23 protein-coding genes and 1 pseudogene are annotated in these 21,155 nt (G+C 68.9%); 6 read left to right on the top strand and 18 right to left on the bottom strand.

Annotation, left to right across the window (positions count from 1 at the left end):
• The first annotated feature begins 186 nt into the window (after positions 1-186).
• Entirely contained in the window at positions 187-747 is a 561-nt protein-coding gene (locus EAO72_RS35170; protein ID WP_148021081.1) for a type 1 glutamine amidotransferase domain-containing protein, read from the top strand.
• 238 nt (positions 748-985) lie between these two features.
• On the opposite strand, the gene EAO72_RS35165 is transcribed toward EAO72_RS35170, so the two are convergent.
• A complete protein-coding gene (locus EAO72_RS35165; protein WP_148021080.1) occupies positions 986-1,513 on the bottom strand; it encodes a DUF488 domain-containing protein in 528 nt (175 codons plus the stop codon).
• Between the two features lie 173 nt (positions 1,514-1,686).
• Here EAO72_RS35165 and EAO72_RS35160 point away from each other — a divergent pair, with 173 nt between their 5' ends.
• The 3 genes from EAO72_RS35160 (at position 1,687) to EAO72_RS35150 (ending at position 6,486) form a co-directional block, all read left to right on the top strand.
• Entirely contained in the window at positions 1,687-2,457 is a 771-nt protein-coding gene (locus EAO72_RS35160) for a uracil-DNA glycosylase (protein WP_148021079.1), read from the top strand.
• Between the two features lie 162 nt (positions 2,458-2,619).
• Positions 2,620-4,191 carry an MFS transporter gene (locus EAO72_RS35155; protein WP_410090529.1) on the top strand — a complete coding sequence of 524 codons (1,572 nt, stop codon included), beginning with the start codon at positions 2,620-2,622 and terminating at the stop codon, positions 4,189-4,191.
• A gap of 231 nt (positions 4,192-4,422) precedes the next feature.
• Positions 4,423-6,486: a PP2C family protein-serine/threonine phosphatase gene (locus EAO72_RS35150; protein WP_148021078.1), complete on the top strand. Its 2,064-nt coding sequence runs from the start codon at positions 4,423-4,425 to the stop codon at positions 6,484-6,486.
• Between the two features lie 122 nt (positions 6,487-6,608).
• Here the strand turns inward: EAO72_RS35150 and EAO72_RS35145 are convergent, their stop codons facing one another.
• The 6 genes and pseudogenes from EAO72_RS35145 to EAO72_RS35120 all read right to left on the bottom strand — a co-directional run bounded on the left by EAO72_RS35145 (position 6,609) and on the right by EAO72_RS35120 (position 13,271).
• Complete coding sequence (locus EAO72_RS35145; RefSeq protein WP_148021077.1) at positions 6,609-7,025, bottom strand: CBS domain-containing protein; 417 nt, start codon at positions 7,023-7,025, stop codon at positions 6,609-6,611.
• Between the two features lie 59 nt (positions 7,026-7,084).
• A pseudogene (locus tag EAO72_RS43520) lies at positions 7,085-7,207 on the bottom strand (CBS domain-containing protein); the annotation flags it as partial.
• Positions 7,162-7,527, bottom strand: coding sequence for an enolase-like domain-containing protein (locus EAO72_RS35135; protein ID WP_261991730.1), 366 nt, complete (start codon positions 7,525-7,527; stop codon positions 7,162-7,164). The pseudogene EAO72_RS43520 and the gene EAO72_RS35135, both read right to left, overlap by 46 nt.
• Complete coding sequence (locus EAO72_RS35130; protein WP_148021076.1) at positions 7,524-9,353, bottom strand: thiamine pyrophosphate-requiring protein; 1,830 nt, start codon at positions 9,351-9,353, stop codon at positions 7,524-7,526. The genes EAO72_RS35135 and EAO72_RS35130 overlap by 4 nt, the downstream gene beginning before the upstream one ends.
• An 11-nt stretch (positions 9,354-9,364) precedes the next feature.
• Positions 9,365-12,466, bottom strand: a complete 3,102-nt coding sequence (locus EAO72_RS35125; protein ID WP_148021075.1) for an FAD-binding and (Fe-S)-binding domain-containing protein — start codon at positions 12,464-12,466, stop codon at positions 9,365-9,367.
• 199 nt (positions 12,467-12,665) lie between these two features.
• Positions 12,666-13,271, bottom strand: a complete 606-nt coding sequence (locus EAO72_RS35120; protein WP_148021074.1) for a flavodoxin family protein — start codon at positions 13,269-13,271, stop codon at positions 12,666-12,668.
• A gap of 255 nt (positions 13,272-13,526) precedes the next feature.
• Between EAO72_RS35120 and EAO72_RS42585 the strand changes: the two genes are divergently transcribed.
• Complete coding sequence (locus tag EAO72_RS42585) at positions 13,527-13,682, top strand: DUF6131 family protein (RefSeq protein WP_222724134.1); 156 nt, start codon at positions 13,527-13,529, stop codon at positions 13,680-13,682.
• Positions 13,683-13,806: 124 nt separating this feature from the next.
• Here the strand turns inward: EAO72_RS42585 and EAO72_RS35115 are convergent, their stop codons facing one another.
• The 11 genes from EAO72_RS35115 to EAO72_RS35065 form a co-directional block, all read right to left on the bottom strand.
• The gene (locus EAO72_RS35115; RefSeq protein ID WP_148021073.1) at positions 13,807-14,265 is read right to left on the bottom strand and encodes an Asp23/Gls24 family envelope stress response protein; all 459 of its coding nucleotides are present in this window, start codon (positions 14,263-14,265) and stop codon (positions 13,807-13,809) included.
• Positions 14,266-14,428: 163 nt separating this feature from the next.
• On the bottom strand, positions 14,429-14,707 hold the full coding sequence (locus EAO72_RS35110) for a gas vesicle protein K (RefSeq protein WP_148021072.1): 279 nt from the start codon (positions 14,705-14,707) through the stop codon (positions 14,429-14,431).
• Positions 14,704-14,931, bottom strand: coding sequence for a gas vesicle protein (locus EAO72_RS35105; protein ID WP_148021071.1), 228 nt, complete (start codon positions 14,929-14,931; stop codon positions 14,704-14,706). The genes EAO72_RS35110 and EAO72_RS35105 overlap by 4 nt, the downstream gene beginning before the upstream one ends.
• 3 nt (positions 14,932-14,934) lie before the next feature.
• Entirely contained in the window at positions 14,935-15,756 is an 822-nt protein-coding gene (locus EAO72_RS35100) for a GvpL/GvpF family gas vesicle protein (RefSeq protein ID WP_148021070.1), read from the bottom strand.
• A gap of 26 nt (positions 15,757-15,782) precedes the next feature.
• On the bottom strand, positions 15,783-16,124 hold the full coding sequence (locus EAO72_RS35095) for a gas vesicle protein (protein ID WP_148021069.1): 342 nt from the start codon (positions 16,122-16,124) through the stop codon (positions 15,783-15,785).
• Positions 16,121-17,230 carry an SRPBCC family protein gene (locus EAO72_RS35090; RefSeq protein ID WP_148021068.1) on the bottom strand — a complete coding sequence of 370 codons (1,110 nt, stop codon included), beginning with the start codon at positions 17,228-17,230 and terminating at the stop codon, positions 16,121-16,123. The genes EAO72_RS35095 and EAO72_RS35090 overlap by 4 nt, the downstream gene beginning before the upstream one ends.
• 6 nt (positions 17,231-17,236) lie before the next feature.
• On the bottom strand, positions 17,237-18,214 hold the full coding sequence (locus EAO72_RS42300; RefSeq protein WP_187285314.1) for a histone protein: 978 nt from the start codon (positions 18,212-18,214) through the stop codon (positions 17,237-17,239).
• 7 nt (positions 18,215-18,221) lie between these two features.
• Positions 18,222-18,476, bottom strand: a complete 255-nt coding sequence (locus EAO72_RS35080; protein ID WP_148021067.1) for a gas vesicle protein GvpG — start codon at positions 18,474-18,476, stop codon at positions 18,222-18,224.
• Position 18,477: 1 nt separating this feature from the next.
• Complete coding sequence (locus tag EAO72_RS35075; RefSeq protein WP_148022210.1) at positions 18,478-19,227, bottom strand: GvpL/GvpF family gas vesicle protein; 750 nt, start codon at positions 19,225-19,227, stop codon at positions 18,478-18,480.
• A gap of 2 nt (positions 19,228-19,229) precedes the next feature.
• Positions 19,230-19,685 carry a gas vesicle structural protein GvpA gene (locus EAO72_RS35070; RefSeq protein WP_148021066.1) on the bottom strand — a complete coding sequence of 152 codons (456 nt, stop codon included), beginning with the start codon at positions 19,683-19,685 and terminating at the stop codon, positions 19,230-19,232.
• A gap of 32 nt (positions 19,686-19,717) precedes the next feature.
• The gene (locus EAO72_RS35065; protein WP_148021065.1) at positions 19,718-20,038 is read right to left on the bottom strand and encodes a gas vesicle protein GvpO; all 321 of its coding nucleotides are present in this window, start codon (positions 20,036-20,038) and stop codon (positions 19,718-19,720) included.
• Positions 20,039-20,655: 617 nt separating this feature from the next.
• On the opposite strand from EAO72_RS35065, the gene EAO72_RS35060 reads away from it, so the two are divergent.
• Positions 20,656-21,138, top strand: coding sequence for a DUF5709 domain-containing protein (locus EAO72_RS35060; protein ID WP_148021064.1), 483 nt, complete (start codon positions 20,656-20,658; stop codon positions 21,136-21,138).
• The last annotated feature ends 17 nt before the right edge of the window (positions 21,139-21,155 follow it).

The raw sequence follows: 21,155 nt of genomic DNA, 5'->3' as shown, positions 1-21,155 counted from the left end.
GCGCAGATGTGGAACCCGGGGGCATGAGCACGGAAACGAAACGAATCGAGGAAGCACATGGCCGCGGACGCCCGGCGGAGGCCGGCCCGCCTTCCCGCCGGCTCCTCATCTCCGGCCGCCGGAGTGGCCCGCGGGATCCGGCCGGCATCCGTTCTGTCCGTGCCGTGAGTGAAAGGGCGGAAGCCAATGACTGACCACGACGTGAGCAAGCGAAAAGTACTGGCCATCGTCACCAACTACGGCGTCGAGCAGGACGAACTCTTCGTTCCGCTCGATCACCTGCGCGAAAAGGGAGCGCAGGTTGATGTCGCCGCTGTGACGACGGACGAGATCGAAACCCTTGTCGGTGACAAGGACGCCGGCAAGACGCTCCGCCCAGACCTCGCACTGAGCGACGCCGACCCGGCGGGGTACGACCTACTGCTGGTACCGGGCGGCACATTGAACGCCGACACGCTACGCCTGCAGGAGCCGGCCACGCGCATCGTTCGCGCCTTCACGGGGTCGGGCCGCCCGGTCGCGGCGATCTGTCACGGGCCCTGGGTCCTGGTCGAGGCCGGCGCCGTCGCCGGCAAGCGGCTCACGTCCTACGCGTCGCTGCAGACCGACATCCGCAACGCGGGCGGCGACTGGACCGACGAGGAGGTCGTCACCGACGACGCGGGCGGCTGGAGGCTGATCACCTCACGGAACCCCGGCGACCTTGACGCCTTCGTCCATAAGATCGACGAGGCGATCGCAGCCTGAGGCTCGATCCGCAAGGCCGGCTAGGCGGGGGTACCCGGCGCGCGCCCGGTACCCCCGCCACCGTCAACCGGCTCGGGCTCGGGCTCGGGCTCGGGCTCGGGCTCGAAGCGACGGTCAGGATCGCCGGAGCGTTGACGCACCCGGCCACCACCGGACGCGGCGGGGCGGCCGGGCCGGCCTCGCCGCCGGCAACCCCACCGGTGCGCGGGGGCCCAGTGCCCGCTCCCTTTGCCGGGGCTCAGAGGTCCGGCGGGTAGACCAGGTGCCCGTTTCGCAGCCTGGCGTTCTCGTTCAGCACCGCCGGCTTCGCCGTCGTGGGAGACATGATGTGCACGACCTCCACACCCCTGACGATCAGTGCGTCGGTGATCAGTCTGCGGTGGCAGCGCCACGGGACGGCCTCGCTGCACATGATCGCCGGCCGTTCGCGTACGGCCAGGCCGAGCAACTCGCTCAGCCCTCGCTCGAAGTCCTCGCTCGCCATGTAGTCGGCGTAGTCCCGGAAGGCCTTGACCCGCCATGCCCCGTTCGCGCTCGGCATGCCCTTGGGCGTGTGCCGGCGCCCTCCCAGCTCACGCATCCAGCGGTAGCCGATGTCGGGAGGGAGCGCATCGATGATCTCCTGCTGGTTCCACTGGGGGAATTTTCTCGACGAGGGAAAGGAACGGACGTCGGCCAGGCAGGTGATCTCGTTGTTGCGCAGCAACTCCAGCAGCTCGCCGAATGTGCGCGTCGAATGCCCCACCGTGCAGATACGGTTCGTCATGATGCCGTCCCGTCCGTCGGTCCGCCCGCCTGCCGGTCCGCTGCTCGTCGGCGCACACCCGAGCCGGGGTACGGGACGACAAGCCGCGACCGCGGCGGCCGGATATCGCCTCATCGTCGATCCTGGGCAGGCACGGACGCAATCGCCACCCATGTCGCCGATCGGGGTTGATCATGTCCGACAGCCACGACTATCCGGTGTCCGCCGCCGCCGGAGCCGGCACGCCGACCGAACTGGACGCGCGACTGGTGTCCTGCCGTGCCTGCCCTCGTCTGGTCGCCTGGCGCGAGGAGACCGCCCGCACCAAACGTCTGGCCTTCCGTGACTGGGAGTACTGGGGACGCCCGGTGCCCGGGTTCGGTCCGGCGAACGCCCCGCTGGTGGTGTCGGGGCTGGCGCCCGCCGCGCACGGGGCGAACCGGACCGGCCGGATGTTCACCGGGGACCAGGCCGGCGACCTGCTGTTCGCGACGCTCCACGAGCTCGGTCTGGCCTCCCGGGCCACGGCGACGCATCGGGGCGACGGCCTGGAACTGCACGGGGTCAGGGTCACCGCACCGGTGCACTGCGCGCCGCCCGCCAATCTCCCCACCACAGCGGAGCGTGACACCTGCCGCCCCTGGCTGGCCCGGGAGTTGGAGCTGCTGCGGCCGACGGCACGCGCCGTGGTGGTGCTGGGCGGCTTCGGCTGGCAGGCCGTCCTGCCGGCGCTGCGTGAGGCCGGATGGGACCTGCCGCGTCCGCGTCCGGCGTTCGGCCACGGCGTACGGGCGGCGCTGACGCACACGGACGGTGTCACCGCCCCCCTGACCCTCTTCGGCTGCTACCACGTGAGCCGGCGCAATGTGCAGACCGGCCGCCTCACTCCGGGCATGCTGCGCGAGGTGCTCGCCGAGGCCGCGCACACCGCCGGACTCCCCGTCGTACGACCGGAACCTGGCTGACCGTCCCGGCTTCTGCTGCCACACGCCCCGCACCTCGTATGGGCGAGCGCCATCGCGTGTGCGGCGGCTTCGCCCGGGCACCTGACCGATATTGGACGCATCGCTGGAAGGCCGCGGCCGCGCATGCGCACCAGCCGCCGGAACGAGGAAAGAGGCGCCGCTGTGACACCCCCCACCGCATCGGAGGAGCCCGGAGACAGGGCGGTCGGCCCCGGGGGCACAGGCCGAGGCCGGCGCAGCGGTCCGCAGGACGAGGCCGCGGCGCCGGGCGACTCCGGGCTCGGTGTCATCACCACGGCCGTCCCGGCGCGGCTGGACCGGCTGCCCTGGTCACGCTGGCACTGGATGATCGTCATCGGCCTCGGCACCGTGTGGATCCTCGACGGGCTGGAGGTGACGACGGTCGGCAACATCGCGAGCCGGCTGTCGGAGGAGGGTTCCGGGCTGGCCATCACGTCCGCCCAGGTCACCGGCCTGGCAGCGGCCCTGTACGTGGCGGGGGCCTGCTCCGGAGCACTGTTCTTCGGCTGGCTCACCGACCGGTACGGCCGTAAGAAGCTGTTCATGGTGACGCTCGCGGTCTATCTCGCGGCGACCGCGATGACCGCCCTGTCCTTCAGCGCGTGGTGGTTCTTCCTCTTCCGCTTCCTCACCGGCTTCGGCATCGGCGGGGAGTACGCGGCCATCAACTCGGCGATCGACGAACTGATCCCGTCGAAGTACCGGGGCCGGGTCGATCTCATCATCAACGGCAGCTACTGGCTGGGCGCGGTCGGCGGGGCACTGCTGTCGATCGTCATGCTGAACACGGACTACTTCCCGAAGGACCTGGGCTGGCGGCTCACGTTCGCCCTGGGCGTCGTCCTGGGCCTCGTGATCCTGCTCGTTCGCCGGCACGTGCCGGAGAGTCCGCGGTGGCAGTTCATCCACGGGCACGGCGAGGACGCCGACAAGCTCGTCGGATCGGTCGAACGGGAGATCGAGGAGCAGCATCACGAGAAGCTGCCGCCGCCGGCGGGTGAGATCACGATCCACGAGCGCAAGAGCATCGGCTTCGGGCTCATCGCGAAGACGGTCTTCCGGAGCTATCCCAAGCGCGCGGTGCTCGGGCTGTCCCTCTTCATCGGGCAGGCCTTCCTCTACAACGCGATCACGTTCGGTTTCGGCGCGATCCTCACCACGTTCTTCGACGTGGAGAGCGGTCACACGGGCTACTACTTCGCGGTGATCGCGGCCGGAAACTTCGTCGGACCACTCGTACTCGGCAAGCTGTTCGACACGATCGGACGGCGCATCATGATCGCGGCCACCTACATCGTTCCGGGCATCCTGCTCTTCGTCACGGCGTGGCTCTTCGACCGGGGTTCGCTCAACGCCACCACCCTGACGGCGTGCTGGTGCGTGGTGCTGTTCTTCGCCTCGGCAGGGGCGAGCAGCGCCTATCTGACCGTCTCCGAGGTCTTCCCGATGGAGACGAGGGCCATGGCCATCGCGTTCTTCTACGCGGTCGGCACGGCGGTCGGCGGCATCAGCGGCCCCCTCATCTTCGCCGATCTCACGGAGTCGGGGGTCCCGAGTGATACGGCCCTCGCCTTCTGCATCGGCGCGGGGCTGATGTGCGCGGCGGGCATCGTCGCGGCCTTCCTCGCCGTCAACGCCGAGCAGCGCTCCCTGGAGGACATCGCGAGGCCGCTCTCCCAGACGGAGGCAACCGGCGGCTCCGGGTCCCGGTGACGCCGCGGAGGCTGTGTCCGGCCGGTCCGCCGCCGGTGGCGTGCCGGCCGGGCTCGCCGCACCGCGCGATCCCGCTCCGGTGCCGGATGCCCGCACACCCGAGTGGGCGTATGGTCCGGTTATGGGCGATTGTTGGCGTGCCCGGTTTCCGGCAGCCCTGCCCGAGGTCCTGGGGCACGGCCCCCTCTTCCGGTTCCCGGAACACGGCCGGTGGACGTGGGTGGACGGCTGATGGACTCCGCGATGGCGGCCGTGGTCCGCGAATCGGGTGCGTTCGGCGGTCTTCTGTACGTACGGGCCCCCGACGACGACAACGCGCTGTGGCTGGCCATGGCGGCCGGGGTGCCGCAGACCATCGCCGCTCCGTGGAGGCGGGTGGCGAGGAGCGATGCGATGCCGGTGGCCGATGCGGTGCGCGAGGGACGGCTGATCTGGGTCTCCGGTCAGGAGGAGATGGCACGCCGCTACCCCCGGCCCGCACTCGTGCTGCCGTACGACTTCGCCCTGGCCGCCGCCCCGGTCGCCTCCGGCGCCGAGGTCCGGGGAGGCCTGGTCCTGCTGTGGCCGGGAGCGCACTCCCCGGATCTGAGCCCTGCCGAGCGCCATGCCATCGAGGCGGGGTGCGAACGCCTGGGGGGCCTGTTGCGGGAGGCGGCGGACCGCGGGGAGCCGCTGCGGCCCGCCGACCGCCCTCGGACGCTGCGGCCGCCGGCGGGTCGTACGCCCTCCCCCGGTGAGGCGTCGGAGCTGTCGGCCTTCGTCGACCGGCTGCCGGGCGGGTCCTGCGCCCTGGACATGCACGGGCGCATCACGTTCATCACTCCGGCCGCCGCCGCACTCCTCGGTGCCGATGCGGCCACGCTTCCGGGCACCCTGCCCTGGGAGGCGTTGCCGTGGATGGACGTACCCCAGGTCGAGGACCGCTACCGGGCCGCTCTGGTCAGCCGCCGGCCCCAGTCGTTCACCGTCCTGCGCCCGCCGGACGTGTGGCTGGCCTTCGAGCTGTACCCGGACCCCTCCGGGATCAGCGTCCGCATCGCGCCCGTCGACCCGTCCGAGAAGGCCGGTTCGCCGCCGGAGGCGCCGGCTGCCGGCCCGAGCCGCGCCACCGTGCTCTACCACCTGATGCACCTGGCCGGCACCCTGACCGAGGCCGTCGGTGTGCGTGACGTGGTCGAGCAGACCGCCGACCAGTTGCTGCCCGCTCTCGACGCCCAGGCCATGGTGGTCATGACCGCCGAGAACGGCCGTTTGAAGATCGTCGGACAGCGGGGCTACAGCGACGCGATCACGGACCGCTTCGATGCCGTCCCGCTGAACTCCCGCATCCCCGGCAGCGAGGTGCTGACGACAGGGGTCCCGGGATTCTTCACGACCTTCGCGGACCTGAAGCGTGCCTTCCCGTCGACCCAGCACGAGGACGGGATGGCCTCATGGGCCTTTCTGCCGCTGATCGCCTCCGGCCGTCCCATCGGCTCCCTCCTGCTCTCCTACGAGCGTCCCCGGGCCTTTCCGCCTGCTGAACGCGCGGTCCTCACCTCGCTGGCGGGCCTGGTCGGGCAGGCCCTGGACCGCGCCCGCCTGTACGACTCCAAACACCACCTCGCCCACCGCCTGCAGTCCGCCCTGCTGCCGCACACGCTTCCCCGCGTTCCGGGGCTGAGAGTCGCGGCCCGCTATCTGCCGGCCGCTCAGGGCCTGGGCATCGGCGGCGACTTCTACGACCTCATCCGTCTCGACGAGCGCACGGCCGGCGCCACCATCGGCGATGTGCAGGGACACAATGTGGACGCCGCCGCGCTCATGGGTCAGGTACGCACCGCGGTCCACGCCCACGCCACCGTCGGCGCCTCCCCCGACGACGTCCTGGCCGGCACCAATCGCCTGCTCACCGACCTCGACCCCGACCTGTTCACCAGCTGTGTCTACGTCCACCTCGATCTCGCCCTGCACCGGGGCTGCCTGGCCACGGCCGGCCACCCGCCACCCCTGCTGCGACATGCCGACGGACACACCGAACTGCTCCTTGTCCCGCCCGGCCTCCTGCTCGGCATCGATCCGGACGAGCGGTACACGGCACAGGAGTTCCCGCTGCCGCCCGGCTGCGTGCTCGCTCTCTACACCGACGGGCTCGTCGAGGCTCCGGGAGTCGACATCGAGGACGCCACCGCGGCCCTCGCCGGACTCATCGAGCACGGGGACCCCAACGACCTCGACGCCATGGCCGACATGCTCGTCCGGCACGCGCCCACTCCCGGCGACGACATCGCTCTCCTCCTCGTAAGTCCCGGGTGAGGTCCCCGGCGTGAGACCTGTCCGTGGCCCGGGACGGCCCAGTCGGCGACGGCCTCGTTCCCGCACTCGGCCCGCGCCCCGGCCCGAGCGCCGGCGCCGCTCGGGCCGGGGCGCGGGCGTGTTCAGTCCGAGGACAGGGCTTCGAGCAGGTCGCCGACCTCCGGCGCGGGCAGGGAACGCGCGACGTCGGCCTGGGCAACCATGCCGACCAGGACGTGTCCGTCGATGACGGGCAGCCGCCGCACCTTGTGCGTGCTCATCGTGCGCAGGATCTCCTGCGCCTCGTCGTCCGCTCCGATGGTCACGGCCTCGCCCTGCGCCAGCTCACCGGCCGTCGTCCTCGCCGGGTCCTTGTCGGCGGCCAGCACCTTGACCACGATGTCCCGGTCGGTCACCACTCCTTTGAGCCGCTCGACCTTGCCGCATACCGGGAGGGCGCCGACCCCGAGCTCCGCCATCCTGTGGGCGGCGGACAGGATCGAATCGTCGACGCCGACGCAATCGGCGCCCGCGGTCATGATCTCTCGCGCAGTGGCCATGCGGGGAGGCGTTGGCTCGGCGTAGCCAAGGTGTGGCGGCCGCGGACGGCGGTAGGGGCTCAGTCGGTGGAGAGCGCTTCCAGGAGGTCGCCGACCTGCGGGTCGGGCAGCGCGCGGGCAACGTCGGCCTGCGCGATCATGCCGACCAGGCGGTGTCCGTCGATGACGTGTCGACGGCGGAGAGCGCCTGCGCGACGAGCCCGGGACGTCCGGTGTTGCGGACGGCCCGGCTCATCGCCTCGTTGGCGGCGGGAACGTCCCAGGCGCTGCGGCCCGTGACCACTCGGGCGAGTTCCTGGCCGACGACGACGGCGGTGGCGGGCGCACCGTACGTGTAGCCGAGACCACTCACTCCGCCCGCGGCCACCCGGACCAGGATCAGGGTTGTCGAGTCCCAGGTCAGGGTGCCGTCGCCTTCCGGCGAGTCGGTGGGCACGGTGTACGCGGCGGCCTCGACAGAGTCGATCGAGGGGGCACCGCCGCCACCGGAGCGCGGGGTCATTGTCCCGCGGACCTCTCCTGCCCGCCGGAGGCCGGATCGCGGTGGTGCCCCGGGAGCATCTCCTGCACCTTCGCCTTGATCCCTTGGCGCACTACGGAACCGCGGTCGCTGTCGCCTTTGATGAGGGACAGCGCCGCCGCCTCGATCTGGTCGAGACTGGCATGCGGGGGGATCGGCGGGACAGCGGGGTCCGTCCGGAAGTCGATGACGAACGGCCGGTCGCACGCCAGGGCCCGGTGCCACGCGCCCTCGACATCGCCGGGCTTCTCCACACGTACGCCGTCCAGCCCGACCGACCGCGCGAAGTCTGCGTAGTGAACATCGGGCAGGGCCTGCGAGGGCAGGAACTGGGGAGCGCCCGACATGGCCCGCATCTCCCAGGTGACCTGGTTGAGGTCCTGGTTGTTGAGGACCGCGACGACAAGCCGGGGATCGCTCCACTCCTGCCAGTACTTGGCGATGGTGATGAGCTCGGCCATGCCGTTCATCTGCATGGCGCCGTCCCCCACGATCGCGATGGCGGGCCTGTCGGGGTGGGCGAACTTGGCGCCGATGACGTACGGCACCCCGGGCCCCATGGTGGCCAGCGTGCCCGACAGCGAGCCGCGCATGGTGCCGCGGAAGCGAAGGTGCCGGGCGTACCAGTTGGCGGCGGAACCGGAGTCGGCCGCCACCATCACGTCGCCCGGGAGGAGGGCGTCGAGGGCGTGCACCACGTACTCCGGGTTCACCGGGTCGGCTTCCACCGCGGCGCGTCGCTGCATGACCTCCCACCACGTGGCGTTGTCCTTCTCGATCTTCTTCCGCCAGGCGCCGTGCTTCTTCTTCTTGAGGTGCGGCAGGAGGGCGTCGAGGGTCGCGCACGCATCACCCACCAGGTTCACCTCGAACGGGTAGCGGAGTCCGATCATGAACGGGTCGATGTCGATCTGTACGGCGCGAGCCCGGTCGAACTCCGGGAGGAACTGGGTGTACGGGAAGCTGGAGCCGACCACCAGCAGAGTGTCGCAGTCCCTCATCATCTCGTACGAGGGGCGGGTGCCGAGGAGCCCGATGGAGCCGGTCACGTACGGCAGGTCGTCCGGGAGGGCGTCCTTGCCGAGCAGCGCCTTGGCCACCCCTGCCCCCAGGGTCTCGGCGAGGACCTCGATCCGGGCACGGGCCCCGCGGGCACCCTGCCCGATCAGGATCGCGACCTTCTCCCCCGCGTTCAGCACCTCCGCGGCCCTGGCGATGTCGTCCGGAGTGGGCACGGGCGCGGAGGCGCTCGCGCCGAGACTGGAGGGAACCATCTTGAACGCGTGGGTGGGGGGCGAGTAGTCCAGCTCCTGGACGTCCGCCGGAATGACCACCGCGGTGACGGTCCGCTTGGCGTAGGCGGTGCGCATGGCCCGGTCGATCACATTGGGCAACTGTTCGGGCACGGTGACCATCTCGCAGAAATCGGAGGCCACGTCCTTGTACAGGCTCAGCAGGTCCACCTCCTGCTGATAGGAGCCACCCATGGCGCTGCGGTTGGTCTGGCCCACGATCGCCACCACGGGAACGTGGTCAAGCTTCGCGTCGTACAGCCCGTTCAGCAGATGCACGGCTCCTGGTCCGGACGTGGCTGCGCAGACCCCGACCCTGCCGGAGAACTTCGCGTAGCCGACCGCCTGGAACGCGGCCATCTCCTCATGACGGGCCTGGACGAACTTCGGCTTGTTGTCCGCCCGCCCCCAGGCGGCGAGCAGGCCGTTGATCCCATCGCCCGCGTACGCGAAGACGTGATCGACGTCCCACTCGCGCAAACGGTGCAGAACGTAATCGGACACCTTGGTCGCCATGATCTCTCCTCCTATCGATGGTCGGCAGTCCGCAGGAACCCGAGCCTGCGCAGGGCCGCATACACGGCCGTGCCGAGCGTGCCGAGCGCCACGGCAGTCATCAGCCCGGCCATGGCCCGGGTCGGCCCCGCGGGGCGTGCCGTGGCCTTCTCCGGGTGATCGGCGGGCAGCGGTCCGTCGAGCCCCAGGGCGAGTGCCTCCGCCAGGTGCATCGCGGCGCGCCCGGTGCCGCCTTGCTCGATCTGGGTGCGGCAGCTGAATCCGTCGGCGACCACCAGGGCGCTGGGCGGGGCGCTGCGGACCGCGGGCAGGACCCCTTGTTCGGCAATGCCCATGGACAGCCCGTAGTGGCCCCGTTCGAAGCCGAAGTTGCCTGCGAGGCCGCAGCAGCCGGCGTCCAGGATCTCCGTGTCCAGGCCGGCTCGGCGCATCAGTTCGCGGTCCGCGTCGAACTTCGTGACGGCGTGCTGATGGCAATGCGTCTGGACGGTGGCCTGCCGTGTGAGCAGGGGCGGCTGCCATGCGTCGGGGGCGTCGTTCACCAGAAGCTCGGCGAAGGTGCGGAACTGCCTGGCGAGGCGCTGGACGTCCTGGTCGTGCGGCATCAGTTCCGGCGCGTCGGAGCGGAACACTGCCGTGCAGGACGGTTCCAGGCCGACGATCGGGGTGCCGGCCGCGATCCATGGCCGCAGCACTTCGACGGTTCGGCGCAGCACCTTCTTCGCGATGGCGGGCTGGCCGGTGGAGATCCACGTCAGACCGCAGCAGACGGCTCGTTCCGGTACGGCCACCCGGAAGCCGGCGTCCTCCAGTACCCGGACCGCCGCCTTGGCGATGCCGGGGTGGAAGAACGTGGTGAAGGTGTCCGGCCACAGCACCACGGTCCGGCTGTCCGCGGGATCGGGCCGGGGCGTGTCCCGGGCGTTCCACCACTGAGTGAACGATTCGCCCGCGAACGCGGGTGGCTTCCGCTCGGCCGCGACACCCGCCAGACGTCTGGCGAGGCGGCCGGCACCGGGTGCGTCGAGCGCGGCGTTGACGAGGCCCGGTGCGAGGCGGGAGAGGCGAGCCCAGAGCGGGAGCCAGCCGAGCGTGTAGTGCGCGGCGGGGCGCAGCCGCCCGGCGTAGTGGTGAGCAAGGAACTCGGCCTTGTACGTGGCCATGTCCACGCCCACCGGGCAGTCGGACTTGCAGCCTTTGCAAGCAAGGCAGAGATCGAGCGCGTCCCGTACCTCGGTGGAACGCCAGCCATCCGTGATGGGCGTGTCCGCGTGGCCGCCCAGCATTTCGAAGAGCAGCCGTGCCCGTCCTCGGGTGGAGTGCTCCTCCTCGCCCGTCGCACGGTAGGAAGGGCACATCACACCACCGGAGTGGGAGCGGCAGTTGCCGATGCCCACGCAACGCATCACGGCTCGGTTGAAGGAGCCCTCGTCATCGGGGTACTGAAAGTGCGTCGGGTCCTCCCGCGGCCGCCAGAGCGGCCCGAGCCGCAGGTTCTCGTCGGCGCGGAAGGGGTCGACGATCTTCCCGGGGTTCATCCTGTTGTCGGGATCCATGAGCGCCTTGACCTCGCCGAACGCGGCGAGGAGCCGCTCGCCGAACATGCGCGGGAGCAGTTCGCCCCGTGACTGCCCGTCGCCGTGCTCGCCGGAGAGCGAGCCGCCGTACGAAACGACGAGGTCGGCGGCCCGGGCCAGGAACGTCCGGAACGCGGCGACGCCCTCGGCGGTCTTGAGTTCGAAGGGGATGCGGGTGTGCACGCAACCCTGGCCGAAGTGGCCGTAGAGGGACGGGTGGCCGTAGTCGAATTCGGCGAAGAGGTCCTTCAGGTCGCGCAGGTAGTCGCCGAGCCTCTCGGGCGGGACGGCCGAGTCCTCCCATCCCTCCCAGGTCTCCCGCCCGTCCGGCGGCCGCGCGGTCACGCCGAGTCCCGCCTCCCGGGCCCTGAGCATCCTGCGCTCCCTGGGCGGGTCGTCGGAGAACGTCACCGTGGGGTCGTCCTCCGCGCGCCCGAGCGCACTGATCAGGTCCCGCGCCTGACGGTCCACGTCCGCCTCGGTCTCGCCGCTGAACTGCAACAACAGCCAGCTCTCGCCCTGCGGGAAGGTGTCCAGCGACGCGACGTGGCTGTCCTCCTCGCGCATCAACTGGGCCATCCGGCCGTCCATGGCTTCGAGCTGGGTCGGTGCGCTGTTCTCGAGAAGACGCGGTACGTCGTCGGCCGCGGCGCAGATGTCGGGGTACCCGAGCACGAGCATGGCCTCGTGGCGCGGCACCGGCACCAGGTCGAGTTCGGCCTGGAGGACGGTGACAAGAGTGCCCTCGCTGCCGACGAGGGCGCGGGCGAGGTCGAAGCCCTTCTCCGGCAGGAGAGAATCGAGGTTGTAGCCGGAAACCCTGCGCGGAATGGCGGGAAAGCCGCGCCTGACTTCAGCCAGGTGATCATCGATGATCCGGCGCAGCCCTCCGTAGACCTCCGCCCGGCGCCCGCCCTCGGCCATGATCCGGGTGAGCTCCCGGTCCGAGGTGGGCCCGACCCAGCAGCGGAGCCCGTCATACGTCAGGATCTCCAGCCGGCGTACGTTGTCCACGGTCTTCCCGTACGCCTGCGCGGACGCACCGCACGAGTTGTTGCCGATCATGCCGCCGAGGGTGCAGTGGCTGTGCGTCGAGGGTTTCGGCCCGAACCTCAGGCCGCGATCCGCGAGCTGCCGGTTCAGTTCGTCCAGGACGATCCCCGGCTCCACCACGCAGCGGCGCGCCGACGCGTCGACGGACACCAGGCGGTTGCAGTACTTGGTCCAGTCCACGACGACCGCGGCGTTGGTGCACTGCCCGGCGAGGCTGGTACCACCGCCCCGTGAAAGCACCGCGACTCCGTACTCTGCGCAGACCGCGACCGCTTCGGCCCCCGCTCCGACCGTGCGGGGCACGACGACACCGATCGGGACCTGACGGTAGTTCGAGGCGTCGGTCGCATAGGCGCCCCGGCTGCCGTCGTCGAAGCGGACCTCGCCATCCACCCGGCGGCCCAGTTCACGTCGCAACGAACGAAGATCCGGTGCCGCGCCCGTGGCCGGCTCGTCCGACGGGACATTCCCTGCCGTGACCATCGGTTGCCTCCTCACCGCCCCCGTTCCGAAGAACCGGAGGACGTCCGACCTGATAGGAATCCGGTACCCGAAGTCGCCGTCTTCACATCTCCACGGTGCGGCGGCCTCCGCGACCGGCCGTGCGAGGGCCTCAACGGCCGGCGTGCACGCCGACGTCGAACGAGACGAGGAGGCCGCCGATTCCCAGCGGGCCCGGTTCCTAGGAGCTCGGCGGGAACGGGTGATCGGACAGCACCTGGGCCAGGTGTGCCGCGTTGACGGCAAGAGTGCGCGTAGTGGAGGCGACGGCCTCGGGCGTCTGATCCAGGTCCTGGTAGTCGGTTCCGTGCTGAGCCTCACCGACCCAGTAGGTCACGGCGCCGGGCGGCAGAGTGAAGCCCAGGTCGTTCAGTCCCTGGAAGATGTCGGCGCTGACCTTGTGCGCACCGTCCTCATTGCCGACCACGGCGGCAAGCCCGACCTTCCCGTAGGTCAACTGGCGGCCCTGCTCGTCCGTTTCGGAGATGTCTGCGTTGAGACGCTCCAGCACACGCTGGCACATGCTCGAAGGATGCCCCAGCCAGATCGGTGTGGACAGGAGCAGAATGTCAGCGGCCATCACTTTCTTGCGCAACTGGGGCCACGCGTCTCCGTCGCCCATGTCCTGCTCGACTCCGGGTCGCACATCGTGGTCGGCGACACGCAGAGTCTCCCCCTGGATGCCAAGGCCTGAAAGCTCCGTCATGATCTGGTCCGCCAGAAGCTGACTGCTTGAACGCTTCGGGGAAGGTGAAAGCGTACAGACGAGAGCGAGAGCGCGTGCCATTTCGATGAACTCCTTCAGGGATTGAACCGGACCAGGTATTGAACGGACGATAGGTACCGCGAAGCTTGGTACGACACCGTTCCACAGGGGGTACCCCGAAGTCACTTCAACATGCGCCGCGGCGGCGGATCACCCGCCCGGAACTGGCCCCTCAGCGGGTAGGCCCGGCGGGCTGATACCCGCCCCCACGCTCATTTGCGTGAATTTTACCGACGGCGCATAATTGGGGAATCACTTCCTCTCTCGGGAGGCGCCATGATCGTTCTCGGCATCATTCTGCTGGTCATCGGACTGGTTGCGGGTGTATCCATCCTCTGGACCATTGGAATGATTCTCGTCGTTATCGGCGTCATTCTCTGGGTCCTGGGCTCCGTCGGTCACGCCGTGGGTGGGCGTCGGCACTACTGGTAGCGACGGGCCGGCGCGGAAGGCCTGAACAGTAGGCAAGAAGTCAGTAGCCATCAAGAAAAAGGTAAGACGACAAGAAGAAGGGGGCTCCGGAGATTCCGGAGCCCCCTTCCTCACTGGACCCACTTCACTGAACACGGCGGGCCTTCTCCGGCTGCTCTTCGCCGCCGTCCTCGTCGCCCACGCCAGGCACATGGACGTCGAGAACCCTGATGTTGATCTCGACGACTTCCAGCCCGGTCATAGTCTCGACCGCATCAGTGACGTGGATGCGTACCTTCTTAGCGGCCTCCAGTATGAGGGTTCCGTACTCCACCACGACATCGACGTCTATGGCGGTCTGCTTCTCCCCCACCTCTACCTTCACGCCACGTCCTGGGTCGCTGGAACGGGACACCCTGTCCTTCATCGCTCCTACTGCCCGGGAGGCTCCCCCGCCCAGAGAATGGATTCCGTCGGTCTCACGTACCGCGATGCCCGCGATCGTCGAGACGACGGAATCCGCGATGACGGTCGTTCCCCGGGTCACGCCCTGCTCATCGTTCGCACCAAGTGCTTTTCCGCTTACGCTTCCTGTTATCGCCATGGGCACCTCGCAGCAAGTGTTCTCCGAGGGGACGAACCAGAATCGACGGACGTGTTCCGCCGCCTGTGCCCCTCTTCCACACTCCTCCGTGATCCCGGCATCCGCCATTCGAGTGCCGGGGGGGCGGGGCACTGTCCGTGAGACCGCCCACCGGTCCCGCCCATCAGTTCCGCGGCAGCAGGGAGCCAAGGGGCCCGAGGTCGAGGTTGAGGTCCTCCATACGCACACCGTGCTGATCACAGAGCTCCGCCATGCGCTGATCGAGCATCATCAGCGTGGTGCCGATCTCATCGGACTGGGCCTCGGTCAGGTCCCCCTCGTCGATACGCCGCAGGGCTTGTCGCTCCATCAGCTGCCGAAGGAGTTCGACCACCGTGAGTACCAAGGTGACCAGATCTCGCCCCATACGCTCGGAGTCCAGGTCCACTCGTGAGGTCGTCACAACGGCCCACTGTCCGACCAGGGCGCGGGTACACGCTCGTTGACCGATGACAGCAGCGCATGCAACGAGACGCGCACGAGCGGGACATCGGCGATGGCGATGACCAGGTCGCCGCTCACGACCACCCCGGTTGCCAGGACCCGGTCCAGCAGATCGACCAGCGGCACACCGATCGGGCCGCTCAAGGGTCCAGAACTGTCCCACGGAACCGCTTCCCGCGTCACGGCCTACACCTCGCCCACGAAGGAGTAGGGCACCCAGGGACCGGAGACCTCGATCTCCGCGCCGGTCCGTTCTCGCAAGCTCGCGGCCAGCAGGGCCAGCTCGGCGGCCCGGTGCTCAGCGACAAGATAGGTCGCGTTGAGGACCTGAACCCTTTTGTCACCGGCGGCTCCGCCGGCATGCGGGCGGAGCCGCCGCGACGCCGCGGCCATGCGGCTCACGTCCGCGTCCACGGCATCCGCGACACGCAGGGAATCCGCCTGTCGCTGCTCACGCTGCGACTGCAGGTTGCGCTTACGTTCCAAATAGGCCAGCCCCGCTCCAGGAGCCGGACGGGGCCGTTCTGCCGGGGTGACCGCCGGGCGCTCCTGTGTGGCCCGGTGACTCTCGTTGCCTGTCACGGGTGCGTAGACCTTCACGCCCCATTCGGCATGGTGCGCGATGCGCTTCAGGGCGGTGCGGAAACGTGCCGACTCCTTGGCCAGCGCGAGTCCGGCTCGCTCCTCCCCGTGGTAGAGCGTGGCCAGCGGCAGAGGGACGGTGGGAAAGCGAGCGGCGACTGCCGACACGACCTCGTGGTGAGCGCGCGCGTAGCGTTCGAGTTCGGTCTCATCGGCCAGCCTCGCCTGCCAGACCTCGTCCGTGAAGTCGGCCGCCCGCACGGTCTGCACCACCGCAGTGAGCGAGCCGAAGCAGAGGGAGCGCACGGGCTCGTCCCCGCTGACTCCGTGAAGACCGCCCAGAGACAGTTCTCCTTCCGCCGCCCGGCAGACCGCATACACGTAGATGGCGTTCGTGTCCGAAGTCTCGCCGCTGCGCTCCCTCATCAGCCTCTGACTTTCCTCTCCCGGGGTCATTGCGAGTCCGACGACGTCTCGTCGGAACGGGATTCAAGTGCTTCCAGACGTGCCCGCAACTCACGGTTCTCATCCTTCAGCGCATTCCTCGCCGCGTGGGAACTGAGCGCTGGATCGGTTTCCCACCAGTCGATACCGGCCTTCTTCGCCGTGTCCACGGAGGCCACGAAGAGCCGCAGGCGAATGGTGAGCAGCTCAATGTCGAGGAGATCGATCTTGATGTCGCCAGCGATCACGATGCCCTTGTCGAGGACGCGCTCAAGAATGTCCGCAAGGTTGGTGTTCTGAGGTCCGGCAACGGGATAGGAAGCATCCTGCCGGAAGTCGAGATCAGTCACTTCGCGCCCCTCCGGGCTCGCTGCCTCGCAGGCGAGGTCCGCCTTCTGCGCGGCGTCTCTTCCTCGTCCTCGTCCTCGCCTTCGCCTTCTTCGGCGGCCTCGTCGTCCCAGCCGTCCTCGCTCTCGTCGTCGTCCTCGTCTTCCTCGTCCTCGTCTTCCTCGTCCTCGTCTTCCTCGTCCTCGTCTTCCTCGTCGTCCTCGTCCTCTTCGTCCCACTCGCCGCCCTCGTCCTCCTCCGGGCCTTCCCCGTTCTCCGCTTCTTCGTTATCCGCCTCTTCCTCTTCCATTGCCTCTTCGTGAGACACGACGACTTCTCCGTCGCGGATCTCGCCACGCCACCCGTCGGGTTCCTCCTCAGTGAGCGTGACGTACCGCTGGAAGTGTTTGAAGTCGAGCCGGACCCGGCGCCCTTGCGCACGCCACAGGTTGCCCGTCTTCTCAAAGAAGCCGGACGGGTAGTACTCCATGACGAGAACGATGCGAGTGAGCGAGGGCGCCAGCTCGTGGAAGCTCACCGCGCCGCGCGTTGTGCCCTTGGCACCCTCGGATGTCCAGACAATGCGTTCGTCGGGGACCTGCTCCTGGACCGTGGCCTTGAAGCTGCGGGAGGACGGCCCCACCTTGACTTTCCAGTCGCTGGACGTCTCCTCGTCCATGGACACGTCACGCACGCCCTTGGCGAAACTGCTGAACTGGTCGTACTGGGTCCAGTGGTCATACGCGGTGCGAAGGGGAACACCCACATCGAGCACCTCGATGATGTTCATCACCTTGCCACCACTGGCCTTGCGCTTCCCCTTGCCGCCGCCCAGTGCCTCCTTGGTCTTGTCCACGACGTTGTCCTTCACGCCCTTGGCCTTCTCCGAAACGAACGCCTTCAACGGGGAGTCACCCTGGAGAATGCGAGAGCCAATGGCCGGCAATGAGCCGCCGTTCTCCGCGACACCGTTCAGTTGGTCGGTGACGTCCGTCAGTTTGTCCCCCGCCTTCTCAGCGAGTTTCTCCACCTGCGCGCTGAGAAAACCGGACAACTCCCCACGGAGCTTGTCCATTCCGGACTCTTCCGCCTCTTCGTCCTCGGGCTCTGCGTTTTCCGTCCTCACCATGACCCGTTACCTCCGACCACTGGAGCGCTTGGATGCGGTCCGCTTCGACGCCGACTTTCCCGCAGACGTTTTCTTGGAGGCCGCTTTCTTCGCCGGTGCCGACTTCTTCGCCGCAGCCTTCTTGGCCGGTGCGGACTTCTTGGAGGCCGCCTTCTTGGCCGGTGCCGACTTCTTCGCCGCAGCCTTCTTGGCCGGTGCCGACTTCTTGGAGGCCGCCTTCTTGGCCGGTGCCGACTTCTTGGAGGCCGCCTTCTTGGCCGGTGCCGACTTCTTCGCCCCAGCCTTCTCGGCGCCGGACTTCTTGGGTGGGCTGCTCTTCTTCGTCGGGGCGGACTTCTTGGCCGATGCGGACCTCTTCGCGGTCGACCTGGCGGTCCGGGACGACCGGCTGCCGTCTTCGCCCCGGTCGGTGTCCGACTCGGGCCGCCGGGAAGCACGTTGCCGCGGCTGCCTTTCCTCCGGCTCCTCATCCTCCTCCGGCTCCTCTTCCTCCTCCGGCTCCTCCTCATCCACCGGCTGCTCGTCCTCAGGCTGGTCCTCGTACTCCTCGTCCTCGTACTCGTCCGCGGGTTCCCCCTCGTCCTCGTACCGATCGCCCTCCTCCTCCGCCGGCTCCTCGTCCTCGTCCTCGTACTCGTCCTCGTTCTCGTCCTCGTACTCGTCACTCGGCGGCTCAAGGAGACGCGCCGTTCGCTCGCCGATCGAACCGGCCAGCGTGCTCATGCTGCGGTTGGCGGCAGCGGTCAGGGCTTTGCGGCCCGCGTCAAGCACCTCCCCCCGGAGCTGTTCCTGGAGCTCGGCAACCTGGGGAACCTCGCCGAGACGGCGCATGCCTTCTGCGGCCAGTTGACGCGGCTCGAGGCCGAATCGGCGGCCGGCCAGATAGGTGGCGACGCTGAGAGCCATGCGCCCCTTCTTGGTCCGGCCGAGTACGTAGCCCCCAACTACGGCGACCGCGAGGGTCAACTTCGTCTGATCTTCCATGAGCACGTCACCTTCGGTCGATCTGCCTCGAGCTGACCCGTGCGGCGTACAGCCGCTCGAGCAGTCGTTCCTCTTCGCGTTCGAACTCCTCCGGAGTGATGTCACCGGACTCGAGTTCCTGGTTGAGCACCGCCAACTGCGCGCGCAGCACGGCGGGATCGTGCAGCTCGCGCTCGGCAGCGTCATTGAGCTTCTCCGCCACCCAGACCACCCCGCGCACAGGCGCGATGGGAAGCGTGAGCAAGCCGGTAATCAGTCCCATGTCAATGCCTGCCTACGGGCACCGGGCGGACATCGGCCGAGACGAAGCTGTAGCAGGGGAGCGGTCCGGCCAGCCGGATCTCCGCATGCTCCTGGTGAGCCTTCGCGAAGTTCTGGGCCTCGGAGAGAAAGCCGTCGCTCTCGGTACGGTTGACGAGAAACGACATGTTCAGCGCACACCCCGAAACGGCGGGTCCCGGAGCCGCCGCGCGGGCTCGGGGCGCAAGCTCGCGATGGAGTTGCTGCCCTGCCGCTGCCGCGCGCCGGGTGAGAGCAGCGGCGATGGCTTCACCCAGCCGTACGCTGGCTTCATAGCCCGGGTTCCTTCGTACGGATTCACGAAGGCGCCGCACGCTCTCCTCTTCGGCAACGAGTGCCGCCAGGGCGTTCTGCGCCGGAAATGCCTTGACGTTGATCTCGAAGCAGCCCTCGAGCCGGTCCAGTACATGGGCGTGCCCGGCTTCGTCAACGGCCAGTTGCTCGATGACCGTCCGCTCGTCGGGCGCGACCATTCCGAATCTCATGGGGAGTACCGGTCCCTCGTCAGCCAGCCGCATCAAGAGTTCTTGATGTGCCAGCAGATCGCGTCGGCGTGCGCGCAGCTGAGGTGGCGCATCGCTGATCACCGCGTCGAGCGCCCCCTGCCGGATCGTCCTGACGGCCGCGGGAGGTGCACCCACGCCGCCGGTGTTCTTCGGCAGCCCGGTTCCGGCCCGCACGATCGCGTAGACGTAGACGCCGTCGGCTGCCACGCTCATGCCTCCACGCGTCGTCGTCGGCTCTCACTGCTGCGTGCGGGGGCGCGCCTCTTCTTCGGCCGCTCGCGCTGCTCGTCCTCTTCGTCGGACGTGTCGTCGCCACCCCCGACCGCCTTGCGGACGGTGTCCCCCACGGTCTCGGCGGCGCTTCGCACCTTGCGCTTGCCCACCGCCTTGACCGCGCCGCCACCGATCAGCTCGGGCACGGTGGTGCTGCCGGAGTCTCGCTCCAGGTCGAGCCGGTTGCACGCCTCCGCGAACCGCAGATAGGTATCCACGCTCGCGACGACGATGCGCGCATCGATCTTGAGGATCTCGATTCCGACCAGCGAGACCCGGATGAATACGTCGATGACCATGCCACGGTCGAGAATGAGCTCCAACACGTCGTACAACGTGCCGGCGCGGGGCGGGCAGGCCACTACTTCGTCCGAGTAGGTGGTGGCGGTCATGGAACGTCCTTCCAGCAGGGGCGCAGCTCGGCTCACTCGTCGGCTGCACCGCGGCGGTAGCGCCGGACCCTGCGGTATTCCAGGAGTTCACCGGCTTGGTCAAGCCGCACCTCGTAGGAGGCGAGGAGACTTGTGGTATCGGGAATCCGTGGCACTTCGAGAACATCGACCACCACACACCAGCCGTGGTCCTCGCGCCGGACAGCGGACACGCCTTCCGAGGGGTGCCCGATCAGTCCTTCCAGACTCTCGCAGGCAGCACGGGCCGCGTGTTCCGGGCCCCCCGCTGATGGGGCACGGCGTGCGGAAGCCTTCTTCGAGCTACCGGCATGAGTGCGACGTTGTTCTGCCATAGGGCCAGTTTCCCGACTCCCGTCGGCTGCGCATCTTGAGCGACACCATCGGAGCGCGCGACGGTCATCCGCCAGGATCTGCGGGCGTCTCATGGCTGGTTCAGCGACCCCGGAGGGGACTGCCGCGTGATCGGGTGACAGCGGGGTCATGCAGCCAGGGCAGCGGGTGAGTCATGATCGTCGTACTCGACGGGGATCAACCGGGCCAGGTGTCTCTGACGCCGGCGGCGGTAGGTGCGCCCCATCCGGCTGACGATCGCGATCCGCAGCACCCTCGTCGCGCTGCACAGGCAGCAGATCATCGCCACGGTCCGTCCCTGAGCCTGTACGGCGTTTCCAAGCGGACAGGTACGCGGATCAGTGGCCGAGGGCGGACAGGTTTAGCCGCCGGGCCGTGGGTACCCCCCACGGTGCGTGTCCCTGCTAGCGGCGGACTGTTCAGGCGTCGGCCGATACACCAGGAGGGATACGGCGAAAGGAGCGCATCGTGCCTGCTCGGTCCAGTGGGAAGCGCGAGCGGCAGTACGAGCGCACAAGGCGGAGCTCAGGAAGGCTCTCGGGCGCTGACCGGCGTCGGCCGACCAGGTCCGGGACACCCGTAACGCGAGGAGCGAATCATGCCATCCGAGGCACGGGGCGACGATGTGTACCAGCCGCAGGCCGACGAGGGCCAGAACCGCCCGGACGATGAGCTCGACCTGGAGAACACGCTCGGGGAGCGTGACCTGGACGACCAGATGGAAGAGGGGTACTCGCCTCCGGAACGTCCTCTGGCGGTGGACAAGTACGGTACGACGGGGGCGGAGGAGCGCCGCGGCGAATCCCTCGACCAGCGTCTCGGACAGGAAGTCGACGACGTCGAGCCACCCGCCGGTGACGGGATCGGTGACCTGGCCGAAGGTGAGGGCGAACCGCTTGAGCGGGCCGAGGGCGAAGCGCGCGCCGGGCGGCTCACTGCTTCGGACGCGGCGGACGAAGCGAACGGCCGGCACATCGACGTCCTCGCCGAGGACAGGGGTATCGACGGTGGCGCGGCGTCGGCCGAGGAGGCCGCGGTGCACGTCACGGACGAGGCCGAAGGCCAGGGCCGGGAAGCCTGAGCCACCACCGCCCGCGA

Origin of the sequence: Streptomyces sp. OR43, from assembly GCF_008042275.1 — a bacterium.
Lineage (GTDB): Bacteria > Actinomycetota > Actinomycetes > Streptomycetales > Streptomycetaceae > Streptomyces.
This window is presented reverse-complemented; position numbering and strand designations above follow the sequence as displayed.

Bases quoted from the DNA above. Each gene is read 5' to 3' on its own strand.
- EAO72_RS35160 (WP_148021079.1), top strand. From the start codon at position 1,687: ATGTCCGACAGCCACGACTATCCGGTGTCCGCCGCCGCCGGAGCCGGC.
- EAO72_RS35070 (WP_148021066.1), bottom strand. From the start codon at position 19,685: ATGACCGCCACCACCTACTCGGACGAAGTAGTGGCCTGCCCGCCCCGC.
- EAO72_RS35100 (WP_148021070.1), bottom strand. From the start codon at position 15,756: ATGAGGGAGCGCAGCGGCGAGACTTCGGACACGAACGCCATCTACGTG.
- EAO72_RS35125 (WP_148021075.1), bottom strand. From the start codon at position 12,466: ATGGTCACGGCAGGGAATGTCCCGTCGGACGAGCCGGCCACGGGCGCG.
- EAO72_RS35115 (WP_148021073.1), bottom strand. From the start codon at position 14,265: ATGGCGATAACAGGAAGCGTAAGCGGAAAAGCACTTGGTGCGAACGAT.
- EAO72_RS35120 (WP_148021074.1), bottom strand. From the start codon at position 13,271: ATGGCACGCGCTCTCGCTCTCGTCTGTACGCTTTCACCTTCCCCGAAG.
- EAO72_RS35165 (WP_148021080.1), bottom strand. From the start codon at position 1,513: ATGACGAACCGTATCTGCACGGTGGGGCATTCGACGCGCACATTCGGC.
- EAO72_RS35145 (WP_148021077.1), bottom strand. From the start codon at position 7,025: ATGGCCACTGCGCGAGAGATCATGACCGCGGGCGCCGATTGCGTCGGC.
- EAO72_RS35170 (WP_148021081.1), top strand. From the start codon at position 187: ATGACTGACCACGACGTGAGCAAGCGAAAAGTACTGGCCATCGTCACC.
- EAO72_RS35065 (WP_148021065.1), bottom strand. From the start codon at position 20,038: ATGGCAGAACAACGTCGCACTCATGCCGGTAGCTCGAAGAAGGCTTCC.
- EAO72_RS35135 (WP_261991730.1), bottom strand. From the start codon at position 7,527: ATGACCCCGCGCTCCGGTGGCGGCGGTGCCCCCTCGATCGACTCTGTC.
- EAO72_RS35060 (WP_148021064.1), top strand. From the start codon at position 20,656: ATGCCATCCGAGGCACGGGGCGACGATGTGTACCAGCCGCAGGCCGAC.
- EAO72_RS42585 (WP_222724134.1), top strand. From the start codon at position 13,527: ATGATCGTTCTCGGCATCATTCTGCTGGTCATCGGACTGGTTGCGGGT.
- EAO72_RS35080 (WP_148021067.1), bottom strand. From the start codon at position 18,476: ATGGGACTGATTACCGGCTTGCTCACGCTTCCCATCGCGCCTGTGCGC.
- EAO72_RS42300 (WP_187285314.1), bottom strand. From the start codon at position 18,214: ATGGAAGATCAGACGAAGTTGACCCTCGCGGTCGCCGTAGTTGGGGGC.
- EAO72_RS35090 (WP_148021068.1), bottom strand. From the start codon at position 17,230: ATGGTGAGGACGGAAAACGCAGAGCCCGAGGACGAAGAGGCGGAAGAG.
- EAO72_RS35130 (WP_148021076.1), bottom strand. From the start codon at position 9,353: ATGGCGACCAAGGTGTCCGATTACGTTCTGCACCGTTTGCGCGAGTGG.
- EAO72_RS35150 (WP_148021078.1), top strand. From the start codon at position 4,423: ATGGACTCCGCGATGGCGGCCGTGGTCCGCGAATCGGGTGCGTTCGGC.